The organism is Pseudomonas sp. AK106 (assembly GCF_053903055.1).
Genome location: NZ_CP096426.1, coordinates 1,771,571 through 1,787,777, shown reverse-complemented (window position 1 = coordinate 1,787,777; position 16,207 = coordinate 1,771,571). Strand labels below are relative to the sequence as shown.

Annotated in this window: 14 protein-coding genes; 6 read left to right on the top strand and 8 right to left on the bottom strand. The window is 61.3% G+C overall.

Annotated elements, in window-relative coordinates; genetic code table 11:
* Positions 1 to 7: 7 nt before the first annotated feature.
* Complete coding sequence (locus M1E04_RS08170) at positions 8 to 1,024, bottom strand: AraC family transcriptional regulator (protein WP_192130004.1); 1,017 nt, start codon at positions 1,022 to 1,024, stop codon at positions 8 to 10.
* A gap of 188 nt (positions 1,025 to 1,212) precedes the next feature.
* On the opposite strand from M1E04_RS08170, the gene M1E04_RS08165 reads away from it, so the two are divergent.
* Together M1E04_RS08165 and M1E04_RS08160 are read left to right on the top strand one after the other, a co-directional pair.
* A complete protein-coding gene (locus M1E04_RS08165; RefSeq protein WP_456292738.1) occupies positions 1,213 to 2,397 on the top strand; it encodes an acetyl-CoA C-acyltransferase family protein in 1,185 nt (394 codons plus the stop codon).
* Positions 2,398 to 2,409: 12 nt separating this feature from the next.
* A complete protein-coding gene (locus tag M1E04_RS08160; protein WP_456292737.1) occupies positions 2,410 to 3,261 on the top strand; it encodes a 3-hydroxybutyryl-CoA dehydrogenase in 852 nt (283 codons plus the stop codon).
* Positions 3,262 to 3,517: 256 nt separating this feature from the next.
* Here the strand turns inward: M1E04_RS08160 and M1E04_RS08155 are convergent, their stop codons facing one another.
* From M1E04_RS08155 to gabT, 6 genes are all read right to left on the bottom strand, one after another.
* Positions 3,518 to 5,899: an efflux RND transporter permease subunit gene (locus M1E04_RS08155; RefSeq protein ID WP_456292736.1), complete on the bottom strand. Its 2,382-nt coding sequence runs from the start codon at positions 5,897 to 5,899 to the stop codon at positions 3,518 to 3,520.
* Between the two features lie 26 nt (positions 5,900 to 5,925).
* A complete protein-coding gene (locus M1E04_RS08150) occupies positions 5,926 to 7,056 on the bottom strand; it encodes a WD40/YVTN/BNR-like repeat-containing protein (RefSeq protein WP_456292735.1) in 1,131 nt (376 codons plus the stop codon).
* 297 nt (positions 7,057 to 7,353) lie between these two features.
* Positions 7,354 to 8,310, bottom strand: coding sequence for an omptin family outer membrane protease (locus M1E04_RS08145; RefSeq protein ID WP_192129999.1), 957 nt, complete (start codon positions 8,308 to 8,310; stop codon positions 7,354 to 7,356).
* Between the two features lie 178 nt (positions 8,311 to 8,488).
* Positions 8,489 to 8,977, bottom strand: coding sequence for an Lrp/AsnC family transcriptional regulator (locus M1E04_RS08140; protein WP_003174918.1), 489 nt, complete (start codon positions 8,975 to 8,977; stop codon positions 8,489 to 8,491).
* Positions 8,978 to 9,021: 44 nt separating this feature from the next.
* On the bottom strand, positions 9,022 to 9,666 hold the full coding sequence (locus M1E04_RS08135; RefSeq protein WP_065987331.1) for a tautomerase family protein: 645 nt from the start codon (positions 9,664 to 9,666) through the stop codon (positions 9,022 to 9,024).
* A gap of 61 nt (positions 9,667 to 9,727) precedes the next feature.
* The gene (gene gabT, locus M1E04_RS08130; protein WP_456292734.1) at positions 9,728 to 11,032 is read right to left on the bottom strand and encodes a 4-aminobutyrate--2-oxoglutarate transaminase; all 1,305 of its coding nucleotides are present in this window, start codon (positions 11,030 to 11,032) and stop codon (positions 9,728 to 9,730) included.
* A gap of 215 nt (positions 11,033 to 11,247) precedes the next feature.
* Between gabT and M1E04_RS08125 the strand changes: the two genes are divergently transcribed.
* The 4 genes from M1E04_RS08125 (at position 11,248) to M1E04_RS08110 (ending at position 14,562) form a co-directional block, all read left to right on the top strand.
* Positions 11,248 to 12,174, top strand: a complete 927-nt coding sequence (locus M1E04_RS08125; protein WP_456292733.1) for a 2-hydroxyacid dehydrogenase — start codon at positions 11,248 to 11,250, stop codon at positions 12,172 to 12,174.
* Between the two features lie 621 nt (positions 12,175 to 12,795).
* A complete protein-coding gene (locus M1E04_RS08120; protein ID WP_456292732.1) occupies positions 12,796 to 13,998 on the top strand; it encodes a colicin E3/pyocin S6 family cytotoxin in 1,203 nt (400 codons plus the stop codon).
* 7 nt (positions 13,999 to 14,005) lie between these two features.
* A complete protein-coding gene (locus tag M1E04_RS08115; RefSeq protein WP_065987231.1) occupies positions 14,006 to 14,245 on the top strand; it encodes a pyocin S6 family toxin immunity protein in 240 nt (79 codons plus the stop codon).
* Positions 14,246 to 14,304: 59 nt separating this feature from the next.
* The gene (locus tag M1E04_RS08110; protein ID WP_192129995.1) at positions 14,305 to 14,562 is read left to right on the top strand and encodes a pyocin S6 family toxin immunity protein; all 258 of its coding nucleotides are present in this window, start codon (positions 14,305 to 14,307) and stop codon (positions 14,560 to 14,562) included.
* A 558-nt stretch (positions 14,563 to 15,120) separates the two neighbouring features.
* Here the strand turns inward: M1E04_RS08110 and M1E04_RS08105 are convergent.
* Positions 15,121 to 16,203, bottom strand: a complete 1,083-nt coding sequence (locus tag M1E04_RS08105; RefSeq protein WP_456292731.1) for a tartrate dehydrogenase — start codon at positions 16,201 to 16,203, stop codon at positions 15,121 to 15,123.
* Positions 16,204 to 16,207 lie beyond the last annotated feature (4 nt).

The window sequence follows — 16,207 nt, the reverse complement described above, 5'->3', positions numbered from 1 at the left end:
TCCTTATTCATGGGTGATTGGCGGTGTGCTTTTTGCGGTAGCCGCCCGGACTCTCCCCCGTCCATTTCTTGAACGCCCGGTGAAACGCGCTGGGCTCCTGAAAACCCACCAAGGATGCGATCTCCACGACGCTCAGTTCGGTGTCGCGCAGCTTCTGCTGGGCGATGCCGCGGCGGACGTCGTCCTTGATCCCTTGAAACGCACAGCCCTCACGCTCCAGTCGACGGCGGAAGGTGGTGGCGCTGAGTTTCAGCTCATCGGCCATTTCCAGCAGCGTCGGCCAGTGCCCGTAATGGCTGTTGCGCAGGCGCTGATAGACCTGGGCCGCGAGCCCGCGCTGGTTGCGATAGCGAATGACCAGCCACTGCGGCGCGGTGCGCAAAAATGATTTGAGCGACGGCAACGACTGCACCACCGGCAGACGCAGATAGTGGCTGGAAAATTCGATCTCGGTGCGCGGCTCGCCAAAGCTCAGGTTGAACCCCCACAGCAGTGAGTCGTCGCTGAGGCGCTCACGGCGCTGGCGAAACTGCGCGCGGTCGATGCTGATGCGGCGCCCGCCGAGCCAGCACAACAGGCTGATCATCAGCAGCAGAAATGTCTCTTCACCGAAGCGCTGCCGGACCGGGTCCTCCGTGCTGGTGTCCACCGCGAGCACGGCGCGCGCGCCGCGAACGATGAGGCTGCCGCGAAAGTCGCGCAGGAAAAGACCGAAATTGCTCAGGCACTGGCGCAGGGCCTTCTCCAGAGTCGGTTCCTGAATCAGCCCCCGGCAGATCAGGGCGAAGCTGCCCAGGGGCATGCCGTGGGAATCGAGGCCGAAAAACTCGTCGCCCAGTTCCTTGATCTGAATGAGCCACAACGCCGCGAACGCACTGGCCGACACCCGCGCCGTGGGGTGGTCGAGCAGTGCCATGTCGATGTCTGCTGCTTGCAACACGGACTGCAAGCGCAGCGGCTGGTCGCGCAGCCCGTGGACGATCAACTGGACGAAGTAGATCGACACTGAATCCTTTTCCCGCATGACCGCCTTTCCCTTTTTGAATGGTGCACCACGGATCAGGCGCTGATGGTAAAGAACGCCAGCCCATCTGGACAGTTTCGGCATAGGCCCGTCCCGAACGCCGATCTAGACTTGCCCGCAGTCAGCACCGGCCGAAACGCCGTTTTTGCGGTGCTGCCCCATAATTCCAATACCTGTCAGGAGTCCCCATGAGCACACCCGAAGTTTTCGTCGTCAGCGCACTGCGTACCGCCATCGGTGGATTCGGCGGCTCCCTCAAGGAGGTCTCGCCCATTGAACTGGGCACTCAGGTCAGCCGCGCCGCACTGGCCAAATCGGGGATCGCACCGGAACACATCGGCCATGTGGTCATGGGCCACGTGATCCCGACTGAAGTGCGCGACGCCTATCTTTCCCGCGTCATCGCCCTGGAAGCGGGCTTGACCAAAGAAACCCCCGCCATGAACGTCAATCGCCTGTGCGGCTCAGGTTTGCAGGCCATCGTGTCGGCGGCGCAATCGCTGATGCTCGGCGACGCCCAGGCCGTGCTGGCCGGTGGCGCCGAATCCATGAGCCGGGGCGCCTACATCATGCCCCAGGCCCGTTGGGGTGCGCGCATGGGTAACGTGCAGGCGTACGACTACATGCTCGGCGCGTTGCACGATCCGTTCGCCAATATTCACATGGGCATCACCGCCGAGAACATCGCCGAGCATTACGGCATCACCCGCGCCGACCAGGACGCTCTGGCGCTGACCAGCCAGCAGCGCGCCGCCCACGCCATCGCCGAGGGCCGTTTCGAAAGCCAGATCGTCCCGATCGAGATCGCCACGCGCAAAGGCACCGTGACCTTCGCCCAGGACGAGCACGTGCGCGGCGACGTGACGGCCGAGCAGCTGGAGAAGATGAAAACTGCATTTAAGAAGGATGGCACCGTCACGGCCGGCAACGCCTCCGGCCTGAACGATGGCGCAGCGGCGCTGGTCATGGCCAATAACGACATGGTCCGCGAGCACGGTCTCAAGCCGATGGCGCGTCTGGTGGCCTATGCCCATGCCGGGGTTGATCCGTCGATGATGGGCCTGGGGCCAATTCCCGCCAGCCGCAAAGTGCTGGAGCGTGCCGGCCTGACGGTGGCGGATCTGGACGTGATCGAATCCAACGAAGCCTTCGCCGCCCAGGCCTGCGCCGTTGCCCGTGAGCTAGGCTTTGATCCGACCAAGGTCAACCCGAACGGCTCGGGCATTTCCCTCGGCCACCCGGTGGGCGCCACGGGCGCCATCATCGCCACCAAGGCGATCCACGAGCTGCACCGGATTCAGGGCCGCTACGCCTTGGTGACCATGTGCATCGGCGGCGGTCAGGGCATCGCCGTCATCTTCGAACGTGTGTAAGGAGGCTTGTCGATGAGCATGCAACACATCGCCGTGATCGGCGCCGGCACCATGGGCAACGGCATCGCTCAGGTGTGCGCGGTGGCGGGTTTCGACGTGACCCTGCTGGACATTTCCGACACCGCACTGGAGCGCGGCATGGCGACCGTGCGCAAGAATCTTGAACGGCAGGTGACCAAACAGACGGTGGCGGCCGATGTCGCCGAAGCGGCCCTACGACGCATCAGCGTCACCACGGACTACGGCCAGTTGAACGGCGCGCAGCTGGTGATCGAAGCGGCGACCGAGAATCTGGAGCTGAAGCTGCGCCTGCTCAAGCAGATCGCCAGCCATGTCGACCGCGAGTGCGTGATTGCGTCGAATACGTCGTCGCTGTCGATCACGCAACTGGCGGCCAGCGTAGAGCACCCGGATCGGTTCATCGGCCTGCACTTCTTCAACCCGGTGCCGATGATGAACCTGATCGAGGTCATTCGCGGTTTGCAGACGGCGGACACCACCCACATCGCGGCGATCAAGCTGGCCGAGCGGTTGAACAAGACCGCCATCACTGCCGGCAACCGGCCTGGGTTTGTGGTGAACCGGATTCTGGTGCCGATGATCAACGAGGCGATTCTGGTGCTGCAGGAAGGTCTGGCCACCGCCCAGGACATCGACGACGGCATGCGCCTGGGTTGCAACCAGCCCATCGGCCCGCTGGCGCTGGCTGACCTGATCGGGCTGGATACCTTGCTGGCGATTATTGAGGCGTTCCTCGAAGGCTTCAACGACAGCAAATACCGCCCTGCGCCGCTGCTCAAGGAAATGGTCGCGGCGGGGTATCTGGGCCGCAAGACCGGGCGTGGTTTTTTTGTTTATAACTGAGTGAACGCGGATGTGGGACAGCGTGCTTCTGGTAGGACGGGCTTTAGCCGGGAAAGCGTCGGTCGCCACACCGTAAATTTTGCGGTGACAACACCGACCTCTTCCCGGCTGAAGCCGGTCCTACTAGCACTGAAAGGGGACTGATTTATTTACAACGCTTCACCGTAAATTAATCTGTCCCCGATCCATAAATTTTGCGTGCGCAATACCGGCCTCCTCCCGGCAGAAGCCGTTCCTACCGGGGCACCGGGTGTGGTCAATGGGAAAACAACGAGTTCCCGACCTTGCCCGCCATCTTTTCCGGTCTGATCAGGAACCGGGCCAGCGCTGGCAACAGCCACAGGGCGCCGAACATGTTCCACAGCAGCATGAAGGTCAGCATCAGGCCCATGTCGGCCTGGAACTTGATGGCCGAGAAGATCCAGGTGCATACCCCGATCGCCAGGCAAAGGCCGGTGAACAACACCGCTTTGCCCGTGGATTTAAGCGTCTGGTAATACGCTTCCTGCAACGGCAGCCCCGCCCGCAGGAAACTCTCCAGTCGGCTGTAAATGTAAATCCCGTAATCGACCCCGATCCCCACCCCGAGCGCCACCACCGGCAGGGTCGCGACTTTCACGCCAATCCCCATGAACGCCATCAGCGCGTTACCCAGCACCGACGTCAGCACCAGCGGCAGGACGATGCACAGCGTCGCCGCCCATGAACGGAAGGTGATCATGCACATCACCGCCACGCACACGTACACCAGAATCAGAATGGTCAGCTCGGCCTGCTTGATGACCTCGTTGGTGGCCGCCTCGATCCCGGCGTTACCCGCCGCCAGCAGAAACTCCAGGCCATCCCTGTTGTTCTGTTGAGCAAACTCCTGCACCGCATGCACGGCCCGGTCCAGAGTTTCGGCCTTGTGGTCATTGAGGAAAATCAGCAACGGGGCCAGGGAACAGGTGTTGTTGTACAAGCCGTCAGCGCGGGAAATTGAGCTGTTGAGCACGTCCTTGTTGCGCGACAGCGACTCCCATTTCAAATTGCCCTCGTTCATCCCCTTGATGACCTGTTTGGACACAGTCACCAGCGAAATCGCCGATTGCACCCCCGGCGTGTTTTCCATCTTCCACGACAGCTCGTTCATGGCCGACAGCGTCTGATACGCCGAACACCCCTCGGGCGGCGTCTTGACCATCACCACCAGCACGTCGGAGCTGGTCGAGTAATTGTTGATGATGAAGCTGTTGTCCTGGTTGTAGCGCGAGTCTGGCCGCAGTTCCGGCGCGCCCTGATCGAGGTCGCCGATCTTCAGGTTATGGCCGTACCAGAGACCGCCGACCAGCGCGACAAGGGCCAACGTCACTGACACGCGGGCGACTTTTGGCGCGGCGAAGTTCGACAGCAGACGCCAGAACGGGTGCTCACGCACGGCATCCTCTTTACTGCGCACCACCGCTTTTTTGCTGATGCCAACGTAGGAAATCGCCACCGGCAGGAGGATCAAGTTGGTGAACACGATCACCGCCACGCCGATGGACGCGCCGATGGCCAGCTCGCGGATCACGCCGATGTCGATGATCAGCAACGTGATGAAGCCGACGGCGTCGGCGAGAATCGCGATCATCCCCGGCAGGAATAATTGGCGAAAGGTCCGGCGTGCTGCGGTAAGCGCACTGTCGGCATCGCTGGATTGCAGGGCGATGCCGTTGATCTTCTGCACGCCGTGGGAAATACCGATGGCGAAGATCAGAAAGGGCACCAGCATCGAGTAGGGATCAAGCCCGAAACCCACTACATGCATCAGGCCCAGCTGCCAGATCACCGCGATCAACGTGGTGCTCAACACCGCGATGGTGCTGCGGGCGCAGCGGGTGAACCACATCAGCAGGACCAGGGTGATCAGGAAGGCGATGCCGAAGAACATCACCACCATGATCAGCCCGTCGATCAGGTCGCCGACCTTCTTGGCGAAACCGACGATGTGAATCTCGACGTTGGGGTTCTGTGCTTCGTACTTGTCGCGAATCTTCTCTTCGAGCTGGTGGGAGAACTGACGGTAATCCAGCGGCAGCAGTTTGCTCTGGTCGTTGGGGTCCGGGTAGAACTCCTGCAGCGGCACATCGACGATGCTCGACTTGAAGTTGTTGGAGACCAGACGCCCGACCTGCCCGGACTTGAGGACGTTATTGCGCAGCTTGTCGAGGCTCTGTTGCGAACCGTCGTAGCTCTGCGGAATGACCTCGCCGCCGGCAAAGCCCTCCTCCGTCACCTCGGTCCAGCGCACGCTGGGGCTCCACAACGACTTGAGCCCGGAGCGGTCGACGCCGGAAATGTAGAAGACCTCGTCGTTGATCTGCCGCAGAGTCTCCATGTAGTCCCTGGAGAAGATGTCGCCCTGCTTGGCCTCCACCGAGATACGCACGGTGTTGCCCAGGTTCGCGAGGTCGTTGCGGTGTTCCATCATGTTCTGAACGAACGGATGCCCCAGCGGGATCATTTTTTCGAAGCTGGTGGACGGGCGCACCAGCGTCGCTTGCCAGAACAGGAAGACGCTGACCAGCAGGCAGATGCCGATCACCGTCTTGCGGTTGTTGAAAATCAGCTGTTCCAGGCGCGTCGGCCTGTCGTGAGGGTGTTGAAGGTTGCTCATGGAGACGTGTCCTCGCCTGCTTGTTCTTATTGTTGAGCGCCGTCAGCGCCCGTTGGCGAGGTGACGCGAACGCCGCCCTGTCCCACCAGAACCAGATTGCCTTTGTCGTCCTCTGCTACGCCCGACAAGGAAAGCCGGTCCGGGCGATTGGCAACCGTGAAGCTTTGGCCATCGTCCGTACTGCGCATGACGCTGCCGCCGTTGCCCACCAGCACGATGGAATGGTCGGGCATCAGCGAGGCATTGGCGATGCTGAACTCCAGCGGCCCGCGCTCACCCTGCAGCGGGACGGGCTCCCACGTGGTACCAAAATCGGTCGAACGAAACAGATTGCCGCGCAGGCCGTAAACCACGAGCGTGTTGGATTCAGCAGTGCCTACCGCGCCGAACAACGAGCCCTGGTAAGGGCCTTCAAGTTTCTCCCAGGTCTGGCCATCGTCCGGGGACCGAAACATGCTGCCCTGTTCACCGACCACGAACAGGCCCGCGGCCTTCACGTACGCAATGCCATTGAGGTGAAACTGGTCCTCGTTGTCCAGCCGGTCGCCGATGTCTTCCCAGTGCTGGCCGCCGTCGGTGGTTTCCAGCACCGCACCATAAGCACCGACGGCAATCCCGATGGTGAGGTCCTTGAACCAGACATCCAGCAGCGGTGCTTCGCGTTTGAGGTCTTCGAACTGTTTGGTCCAGGTGGCGCCGGCATCGCTGCTGGCGAGGATCTGCGCATCGTGGCCCACCGCCCAGCCGTGTTGCTCATCGACGAAATACACCGCCGTGAGCATCTGGCGCGTCGGCACTTTGGCCTGGGTCCAGGTTTTGCCCTGGTCGTCGGAATAGAGAATGTGGCCGCGATCCCCCACCGCCACCATGCGCTTGCCGGCATGGGTCACGTCCAGCAGCAGACTGCGGGAGGCTTTTGCGGATTCGAGGGCATAGACGGCGGAATCGCCAGCGCTAGCAGTGGCTTCAACGGGCGTGCTGTCAGCGGGCATGCCATTGGCGGGCGTGCCATCAGCGGCCAGGGCTGCGCCGCAGAAGATCGGAGAGATAAGGAGCGACAGAGCCGCATGGAGAGGCAGGCTCTTGAAAAGCGTCCGGGCGCTGGAATGGCCCCGAATGACCGCAAACCGAGTGCGCCGAATGACGGGCTCACGCATGGAGCTACCCCTTCCTTTATTTTTATTAGGTTCTTCTGGAGGCCATTTGAACCGCGCGGGCGCTCTAGCCTGCACGCGACGCTGGCTTACCGAAGCGAGCCCATCCTAGTCAGCTTTGGAAACGTATGACAATCGACATGACGTTATCTTTTGTTAAGCCACGGAGCCCTGATTGGCGCGTTATCACTGGGACTGATTGAGCTCACCTACTGCGCGTGGCGTAGCTGAGCCGTGGCCCCTCAATTCAGGCGTAAACCGTGCCGGGGATCTCGGCGCCAGCACGGTGTGGGGCATGGCTCAGAAGGCGTAGGTGAGCGCCAGGGTGGACATCGTCGTCCTGGCGGACTGACTCCCCGCGTCGCCCGCGATACGGAAGCGATCGCCGCTGTGAGTGTCCTTGATCAGCGTGCTGCCTTTCGCCTCGGCGTATACCTGATGATCCACACCCGCCCGTAACGAAAGCTGCGGACTCACGCGGTAACTGAGCGCAACCGCGAGGCTTTGCATACGGCCGTTGTTGCCATAATCGCCGTCATAGGTGACGCCGCTGACATGATGGCGGTCGTGATCTCGCGCCCGGACCCACTGGCTGTATTTGAACTTGCCTTCCAGCGTCCAGTTGCGGAACTGGTAGAGACCGACCAGCCCCAGGTAAGGCGTGTCGTAGGTCTGCTGATAGGAACTGCCTTTCTCCCCCGCCGGGAATTCACCCGACTCATCCCGAAACCCATCCTCTGAAGAGTAGGTATACCGCCCGCCTCTCGCCTGCCAGCCGAACTGGCTGCGCTGATAACCGAGCATCACGCCGAGGGCGAGAGCATCACGCTTGAGCGCCCAGGCGGTGGCGGCGAAATCGGCCTGCCAGGCTTTGCTGACCTGAGTGTCCGGGTGATCGGAGTAGTCACTCCAGCCGGCGTTCTCGTCATCCCAATCATAATCCTTCAGATGCCCGTCACCCTTCGCCACCCGCGTCCAGCCGTTCAGATCGAAGGATAGCCAGTTCACCGGCTGGTACTTCAAGCCCAGATGCAGCGTCGGCACCTGCTTCATGCTCCAGTTCAACTGGCTGAGCTTGCGACCGTTGTCAGCGTCGTACACCTTTTCCCGCGCCTGACCATTCAGCAGACCGACACCCAGGCTCACCCCAACCGCCCCCAACTGAAACTGCTCCTCGCGGGTTGTCTGCGACTCGGCCAACGCCTCGGTTGCGAACGCAGCCAGCCCCAGCCACAACAGCGTATTACTGCCCTTCATCACCCACTCCGCATTCTTCTTATTGGGAATTTTGTCCAGCGCCGCACGCCGCTGGACAAGGAGCGAAAGGATGAAGCGCCGCGAAGGAAATCTCTGCCGGGCGGTTCTGAAGGATTTGCGTGAAAGCTAAACGTTGGTGTTGGGAAATTGCCTACAAAACGGTTGAAGGTCTGTTTTATTAGTGACGCAACAACTTGCGTAACGGCACCCCATCCTTCAGCACCGGCGACTTGATGACGATGTAGCTGAAGTACTTCGAAATCCCGATGTTTTTGTCGAGCAGGCTTTCCACCACTTCCTGGTAGTGCTGGATGCTGCGGGTCATGAAGCGCACCAAGTAGTCGTACCCGCCGCTGATCAGGTGGCATTCTAGGACTTCGTCGACCAGGCGGATGTTGGATTCGAACTTGGCGAAGTCTTCGCGCTTGTGGTCGCTGAGGGTGATTTCGGTGAAGACGGTGACCGAGTCGGTGATCTTGGCCAGGTTCAGATGCGCTTTGTAGCTGGAGATATAACCCGCCGATTCCAGCCGCTTGACCCGTTGCAGGCACGGGCTGGCGGACAGGCCGACGGCATCGGCGAGGCTGACATTGGTCATCCGGCCGTCCTTTTGCAGTTCGACCAGGATGCTGATGTCGATCCGATCCAGTTTTACGAGCCCTTCCATCACGTACCTCTTGACTGCCGTTGTAAGACAATCTTCTAGCAAAATCAGCGCCGTAAAGACAGCTGATGCTGCGCCACCAAGTCGGCCATGCTGTTGATGCAGTACTCCGCCGCGCAGGGGGAAGGCTGACGTGCCCGGTGGCGGCCGATCAGGCAGCGGTCCAACGCGGCGTAAGGGTCGACCGATGGCCGGGTTACGTGCAGGACCGGTTGCACCTGATCACCCTGATCCGTGAGCCATTGCGGACCTTCGGCCAGGGAAATGAAATCTTCCGGTGCAATTCCCAGCCGCTCACAGAGCACGCCGCGATCCTCGGCATCGCGGTCGCCGCGCACCAGCAATCGATAGAATTTGCGCAGGTACAGCATCGCCCCGGGCGCGTCTTCGAACAACGACCAGTTGCCCGCCGAACGGGCGAAGCTCATGCCCTCCTCCCAACTGGCGTGCAGGCCCCACTTTTCCGCCAGTTGGCGATGGGCGAAACACAGCATGCCGCTGAAGCCCAGCTCGGCGAAGCGCGGATACAGGCTGGCGACGACCGCGTTGAATTCGGCCAGCACTTCGTCCCTGGCCGGTTGCCCGCCGCGGCTGTCGAGCAGCGGTTGCAGCGCGGCCCAGACGCCGGAATCGCGATCCACCAGCACTTCATCGCAATCGATCAGCAACGCTCTGTATTCAGTCAGCCCCAATTCTGTCAGCCCCATGTGGATCGAACCTCCTGGATGCATCTGGCCCGTTGCGGGCAAAGCGTCACTTCACATTCGAGTTCAAGACCCGTGCCAAGGCGGCGTCGAGGATCTGCACGGCTTCGTCGACCTGGGCTTCTGTCGTCACCAACGGCGCGAGGAAGCGCAGCACGTTGCGGTAAACGCCGCATTTGATGACCAGCAAGCCACCGGCGCGGGCTTCGTCGATCACCCGTGAGTTGAGGTCGGCATCCGGGGTGCGCGCCGCGTCATCCTTGATCAGTTCGATCGCCAGCATGAAACCGGTGCCGCGCACGTCGCCGATGCGCGGGTAACGCGCCTGCAGACCGATCAGGCCCCGGCGCAGGCGTTCGCCCAGGAGTTGGCTGCGCGCCAGCAGGTGTTCTTCCTCAAACGCATCGATCACCGCCAGCCCCGCCGCGCACGCCAGGGCGTTGCCGCCGTAGGTACCGCCGAGGCCGCCGGGCAGCGGCGCGTCCATGATGTGCGCCTTGCCGACCACGCCGGACAACGGCAAGCCACCGGCGAGGCTTTTGGCGACGGTGACCAGATCAGGCTGGATGCCAGCGTGCTGGTAGCCGAACCAGGTGCCGGTACGGCCAAAGCCGGTCTGGATTTCGTCGAGGATCAACACGATGCCGTGCTTGTCGGCCAACGCGCGCAGGGCCTGGAGAAACTCCGGCGGCGCGGTGAGGAAACCGCCGTCGCCCTGCACCGGTTCAATAAGGATTGCGGCGACGCGGTCCGGTGCCACCTGGGTGGCGAGCAATTCGTTCAGCGCGGTGATTGCGTCAACACTGCTAACGCCGCGATACGCGTTCGGGTACGGGGTATGGAACACCTCCGGCGCAAACGGTCCGAAGTTCTGTTTGTACGGCTGGCTCATGCCGGTGAGCGTGGTGCCGAGCAAAGTGCGCCCGTGGAAGCCACCCCGAAAGGCGATGACCGCCGAGCGATTGGTATGGGCACGGGCGATTTTCACGGCGTTTTCCACCGCTTCAGCGCCGGAGGTGAAGAACGCGGCCTTGTAGGCTTCCTGCCCGCCGATCATTTCGCAGAGGCGCTGTGCCAGGTCGAGGTAAGGCGTGTAGGCCGCCACCTGAAAGCAGGCGTGGGAGACTTTCTGCAGTTGCGCCTGCACGGCGGCGACCACTTTCGGGTGGTTATGGCCGATGTTGAGCACGCCGATGCCGCCGACGAAATCCAGGTAGCGCTTGCCGTCCACGTCCCACAATTCGGTGCCCTGGGCGCGGTCGATCACCAGCGGGTGCGCAGTGACCAGACCACGGGGCACGAATTGCTCGCGCTGACGGAGCAAATGAGGGGTTTCATCGACTTTGCTATTCATGGCATTTCCCATCGTGAGTCGGGCAACCCGGAGGCGGTTGCGATGCTGATCAGGTTACGGCGTGCGGGCAACGCACTTAGCCGAACTTGGCCCGTGAGAAATTCGGATCGACTGTTTTGGCCCCGCCTTTCAACAGATCCTGCGCCGGGCTTGGAGGATGATGTGGGCTAGCTCCCTACCCCTTCCCTTCAGCCTCCCTTTAGCAGGAGAAGCCCATGGCCTTGCTCTACAAAGCCGACCCCGCGCGCGCGCCACACTGGCAGAGACTCTTCGCCGAACATGCACCGGACATCGAATGGCGCGCCTGGCCGGACATCGGCAATCCCGAAGAGGTCGAGTACCTGGCGGCCTGGCAGGCGCCGGATGACCTGACGCAGTTGCTGCCGAATCTGAAGGTGCTGTTCGCGCTGTCGGCCGGGGTTGATCAGCTGGATCTGTCGCGCTTGCCGGCGGATCTGCCGGTGGTACGGCTGCTGGATCCGGGCATCACGCGGGGGATGTGTGAATACGCGACGTGGGCGGTGTTGAGTCTGCATCGGGATATGCTGCGGTATCGCGAGCAGCAGGCGGCACGCTGTTGGCAGGCCCATCTGTTGCAACCGGCGGAGAAACGCCGCGTGGGGGTGATGGGATTGGGCACCCAGGCGCAGCAGATTCTGGCGACGCTGGCGCCGTTCGGGTTTGCCTTGTCGGGTTGGGCGCGCAGTGTCCATGAGATTGAGGGGGTGGACTGTTTTGCGGGTCAGGCGCAGTTGTCGGCATTTTTGGGGCAGTGCGATATTTTGCTGTGCGTACTGCCGTTGACGGAGCAGACGGAGGGGATTCTGGACCGGAACCTGTTTGCGTTGCTGCCACGGGGCGCAGGGCTGATCAATATGGGGCGCGGCGGGCATCTTGTTGAGGAGGATTTGCTGGAGGCGCTGGAGAGTGGGCAGTTGGGGGGCGCTGTGCTGGATGTGTTGCAGGTGGAGCCGGCGGCGGCTGATCATCCGTTTTGGGAGCATCCGCAGGTGGTGTTAACGCCGCATGTGGCGGCGATGACGCAGCCGGCGAGTGCGTTTGGGGTGTTGCTGGAGAACATTCGGCGGTTTGAGCGGGGGGAGCGGATGGTGGGGCAGATTGATCGAAATCGGGGTTATTGAGATCTAGATCAAGATCAAAGGCGTCGGCCTAACGGCCTCGGGTTTCGCCTTCGGCGAGTTACTTGATAAAGCCCCAAGTAACCAAGGGCTTGTGCTCCTGGTTTGGCCCCTCGTCCCTCGGGGTTCCTTCACTCCGGTCTCGCTCCGTGGGCCCGCGCCGAACGGACATCCATGTCCTGACGGCGCTCTCGCGGCATCCATGCCGCTCGGCCCACTGCGCGAGACCTGCGTTCAGCCTGCACCAAAGTCGCGATTGGTGTCGTCTGGGCTATTTGCGTATGAAGATCAAAAGCAGATCAAAAGCAGATCAAGGGCTTCCCGGCTGAAGCCGGTCCTACAGGGATCGCCGCCGGTCCCACTCACGCTTATAGGGGACTGATTTATTTACAACGCTTCACCGTAAATTAATCTGTCCCCGGTCCGTTAGTGTGGCACCTGACGTCTTCCCGGCTAAAGCCGGTCCCACTGACACAGCGCATGCTTTTAGTGGGACCGGCTTTAGCCGGGAAGACGCCATTCCAGTCGCCAACAATTATGTGATGTTCAACACGACACCTTCTCTGGGAAAGCTAGCACCACTCACAGCGGAAACTGTCCGCCCCGCAACACCCCGTAACCCCCGTGCCGTTGACCACCCGTCGACCCGACCGCATCCTCCGCCGCCTCAAATTGGCAGGCATCAACAAGGTCATGTTCAAGGACGACAAAAAAGATCCCTTTGGGGACGACTCGATTTTCAAAGGTCTTCCCAACGGGGGCGCGTCGTGGGCAGCGTGGAATCCGCCTCCCGAACCCGTGCGGGTGCCCACTTCGATGCCAGAGCGCTGGCCGGCCCCGAAGGAGCGCACCGACAAGGTCTTCGCCAAATCCTGTACCGGGGAATGGTGCAGCACTGACGCAGGCACTGAGGTAGAGCCCGCCTCCAACTTCGGCGCGATCATGATGGCGGGCGCCATGCTCCTGCCCTCCGCCTCCGACGCTATTGCCGCCGCACTCGGCGCAGACATGGGACTGGGCCGCATGGCCGGCGGCGGCATCATGCAACGCAGCCACACGTGGCTGCTTCGCGGCGCAGGCGGCCCGGCGAGTTTGTTCATCGTCGGCATGCTCCCGGCGAAGATGGGTGACGGCACGCTGTACACCGACGACGAATTGCGCAAACTGACCCAGGCGACAACGCGGGTGCGCTTCCAGCTGCGTCGTGATGCAGAAGGCGAGTTGCAGATCTACGGCATCCATTCCAAAGCATCCGGCGACGACTCGGTCCGCACCGTGCAAGCCCGCTGGAACGCCGACAAAAGCGCGATGGAAGCCCATCTCGACGGCATCACCATCCTCATGACGCCCCGCCGGGGCCGACACGGGACGCTGGAACCGCTGGTCTACCCTGAAAACAGCGACGCGCGCTTAGGCACCATCCTCGTCCACCCGATCCCCGACGACACCGACAGCCAGCTCGAAGGACTCCCAGGCGACGACATCACTGCTGAAGACTGCATCCTCGTCTTCCCCGCTGACTCGGGGCTGAGGTCGATGTATGTGGTCTATGCGCGGCCGTTTAATGGGGATCATGGGTATCATCCGCCTCCGCTGGACCTCCCAGGCTTTCCAGACGCCAAAAAAGCAGACAGTAAAACAATGGTCCAGGGTGGTGGAGCGAAGCGACGACGCTGGAAAGATCCCAAAGGCCGAATATTTGAGTGGGATAGTCAGCACGGGACTGTCGAAATGTATGACAAACAAGGCAAGCACCTGGGGGAGTTTGATCCTCAGACCGGCGAGCGAACCAAGCCGGCCAAGCCCGGCCGTAAAATTGAAAAGTGAGAGTTCTATGTTCCTCTATATATTTGGATTTTTGCTCGACAGCACCGAAGACGACTCGCTGAAATTTGAAATGAAGATAGATCCGTCGTTGAATGACGAAATCGTAGCGCGGCTCGGCCATGCAAGCCTAAACGCGATGGCGGAAGGTGACTGGCCGCTGACAAACGAGCAGGTCACAATGCTGTCTTCAATCACGGGACGCCAACTTCCGACCGATCTGAAGCTCCTGATAGGCGTCGTAGCGTGAGCACAGCACGGGGCCAACCACCCTCTGGATAACTTAAATGATTGGTGAAGTCACCTCATATGGCATTCATGCTGATACAGGGCTTTTACCCTGAGCCGGACCCGGACAACTCGCTTCAGTACGAGAAGGTGGTACCGCAAGCACTCGAAACAAACGTGCTTGCCGCGATGGGCTGGACGACAAAATCAGACGTACCCCCGGGCATAACAGAGCTTAGCCAGGAGCAAGCAGTGATGGTGCTCAAAGCGTTAGATGAGCGAAAAAAGGCGCAATTGATTTACTGCATTGCGCTTTACAGAAATGAACCTGCCAGTTAGGCACTCAATGCGGGATTAATTTACGGTGCAGCGTTGTAAATAAATCAGTCCCCCTTAAGCCCACGCCAGGTCAAGATCTAAGGCGTCTGCCTAGGGGCAGACTGTTTCGCCTTCGGCGAGTTACTTGGAAAAGCACCCCAAGTAACCAAGGGTGCCTGCTCTCGGTTTGGCCCGACTTCGTCGGGTTCCCTCACTTCGACGACGCTCCGTGGGCCCGCGCCGAACGGACATCCATGTCCTGACGGCGCTCTCGCCGCATCCATGCGGCTCGGCCCACTGCGCGTCGTATACGTTCGGCCTGCACCAAAGTCGCGATTGGTGCCGTCTGGGCTATTTGCGTATGAAGATCAAAAGCAGATCAAGGGCTTCCCGGCTAAAGCCGGTCTTACGAGGATCGCCGCCGGTCCCACTGACACCGCGCATGCTTTTAGTAGGACCGGCTTTAGCCGGGAAGAGGCCCGCGCAATCGATATTAATTTCGCGGTGTGGCATCCGTCGCCTTCCCGGCTAAAGTTGGTCCCACAAACGTCAACAGCCAGTCCTGCAGAAACCCCGGCCCTAAACCAATCTCCCGGCAATCGCCGCCCCTACGTCTTGCGTCGACCCCTTCCCGCCCAAATCCGGGGTGATTGGCCCCTCTGCAATCACGTCTTCAATCGCCTGCAAGATCCCGTCGTGGGCCGCGCGGTAGCGGTCGTCGCCGTTGCCGAGGAAGTCCAGCATCAATGCGCCGGACCAGATCATCGCGATGGGGTTGGCGATGTTCTGCCCATAGATATCCGGCGCCGAGCCGTGCACCGGTTCGAACAACGAGGGGAAGCGGCGTTCCGGGTCGAGGTTGGCCGAGGGGGCTATGCCGATGGTGCCGGCGCACGCCGGGCCGAGGTCGGAGAGGATGTCGCCGAACAGGTTCGACGCCACCACCACGTCAAATCGGTCCGGCTGCAGCACGAAGCGTGCACACAAAATGTCGATGTGCTGCTTGTCCCACGTCACTTCGGGATAATTTGCCGCCATGAGTGCCGTGCGTTCGTCCCAGTACGGCATGCTGATGGAGATGCCATTGGATTTGGTCGCGGCCGTCAGCTTTTTACGCGGGCGGGTCTGGGCGAGTTCGAAGGCGAATTTGAGGATGCGGTCGACGCAACGGCGGGTGAATACCGATTCCTGCAGCACGAACTCGTGTTCGGTGCCTTCGAACATCTTACCGCCCACCGAGGAATATTCGCCCTCGGTGTTTTCCCGGATCACCACGAAGTCGATGTCCCCCGGTTGGCGCCCGGCCAGCGGACAGGGCACGCCGGGGAACAGGCGCACCGGGCGGATGTTCACGTATTGGTCGAAGTCACGGCGAAACTTGAGCAGCGAGCCCCACAGGGAAATGTGGTCCGGCACCTTGTCGGGCCAGCCCACGGCGCCGAAGTAGATCGCGTCATAGCCCTTAAGCTGTTCGAACCAGTCGTCGGGCATCATCTTCCCGTGGGCGAGGTAGTAGTCGCAGTGGGCCCAGTCGAGCACGTCGATGCTCAGGTTCAGTTCCCATTTCCTGGCCGCCTGTTCCAGGACCCGCAGCCCCTCCGGCAGGACTTCCTTGCCGATGCCGTCGCCCGCCATCGCGGCGATTCTGAATGCCTTGCTCATGGTG

What these genes read in the sequence shown, in the direction of transcription:
- M1E04_RS08115 (WP_065987231.1), top strand. Translation starts at nt 14,006, where the DNA reads ATGTTCCTCTATATATTTGGATTTTTGCTCGACAGCACCGAAGACGAC.
- M1E04_RS08105 (WP_456292731.1), bottom strand. Translation starts at nt 16,203, where the DNA reads ATGAGCAAGGCATTCAGAATCGCCGCGATGGCGGGCGACGGCATCGGC.
- M1E04_RS08145 (WP_192129999.1), bottom strand. Translation starts at nt 8,310, where the DNA reads ATGAAGGGCAGTAATACGCTGTTGTGGCTGGGGCTGGCTGCGTTCGCA.
- M1E04_RS08125 (WP_456292733.1), top strand. Translation starts at nt 11,248, where the DNA reads ATGGCCTTGCTCTACAAAGCCGACCCCGCGCGCGCGCCACACTGGCAG.
- M1E04_RS08110 (WP_192129995.1), top strand. Translation starts at nt 14,305, where the DNA reads ATGGCATTCATGCTGATACAGGGCTTTTACCCTGAGCCGGACCCGGAC.
- gabT (WP_456292734.1), bottom strand. Translation starts at nt 11,032, where the DNA reads ATGAATAGCAAAGTCGATGAAACCCCTCATTTGCTCCGTCAGCGCGAG.
- M1E04_RS08155 (WP_456292736.1), bottom strand. Translation starts at nt 5,899, where the DNA reads ATGAGCAACCTTCAACACCCTCACGACAGGCCGACGCGCCTGGAACAG.
- M1E04_RS08150 (WP_456292735.1), bottom strand. Translation starts at nt 7,056, where the DNA reads ATGCGTGAGCCCGTCATTCGGCGCACTCGGTTTGCGGTCATTCGGGGC.
- M1E04_RS08160 (WP_456292737.1), top strand. Translation starts at nt 2,410, where the DNA reads ATGAGCATGCAACACATCGCCGTGATCGGCGCCGGCACCATGGGCAAC.
- M1E04_RS08170 (WP_192130004.1), bottom strand. Translation starts at nt 1,024, where the DNA reads ATGCGGGAAAAGGATTCAGTGTCGATCTACTTCGTCCAGTTGATCGTC.
- M1E04_RS08165 (WP_456292738.1), top strand. Translation starts at nt 1,213, where the DNA reads ATGAGCACACCCGAAGTTTTCGTCGTCAGCGCACTGCGTACCGCCATC.
- M1E04_RS08140 (WP_003174918.1), bottom strand. Translation starts at nt 8,977, where the DNA reads ATGGAAGGGCTCGTAAAACTGGATCGGATCGACATCAGCATCCTGGTC.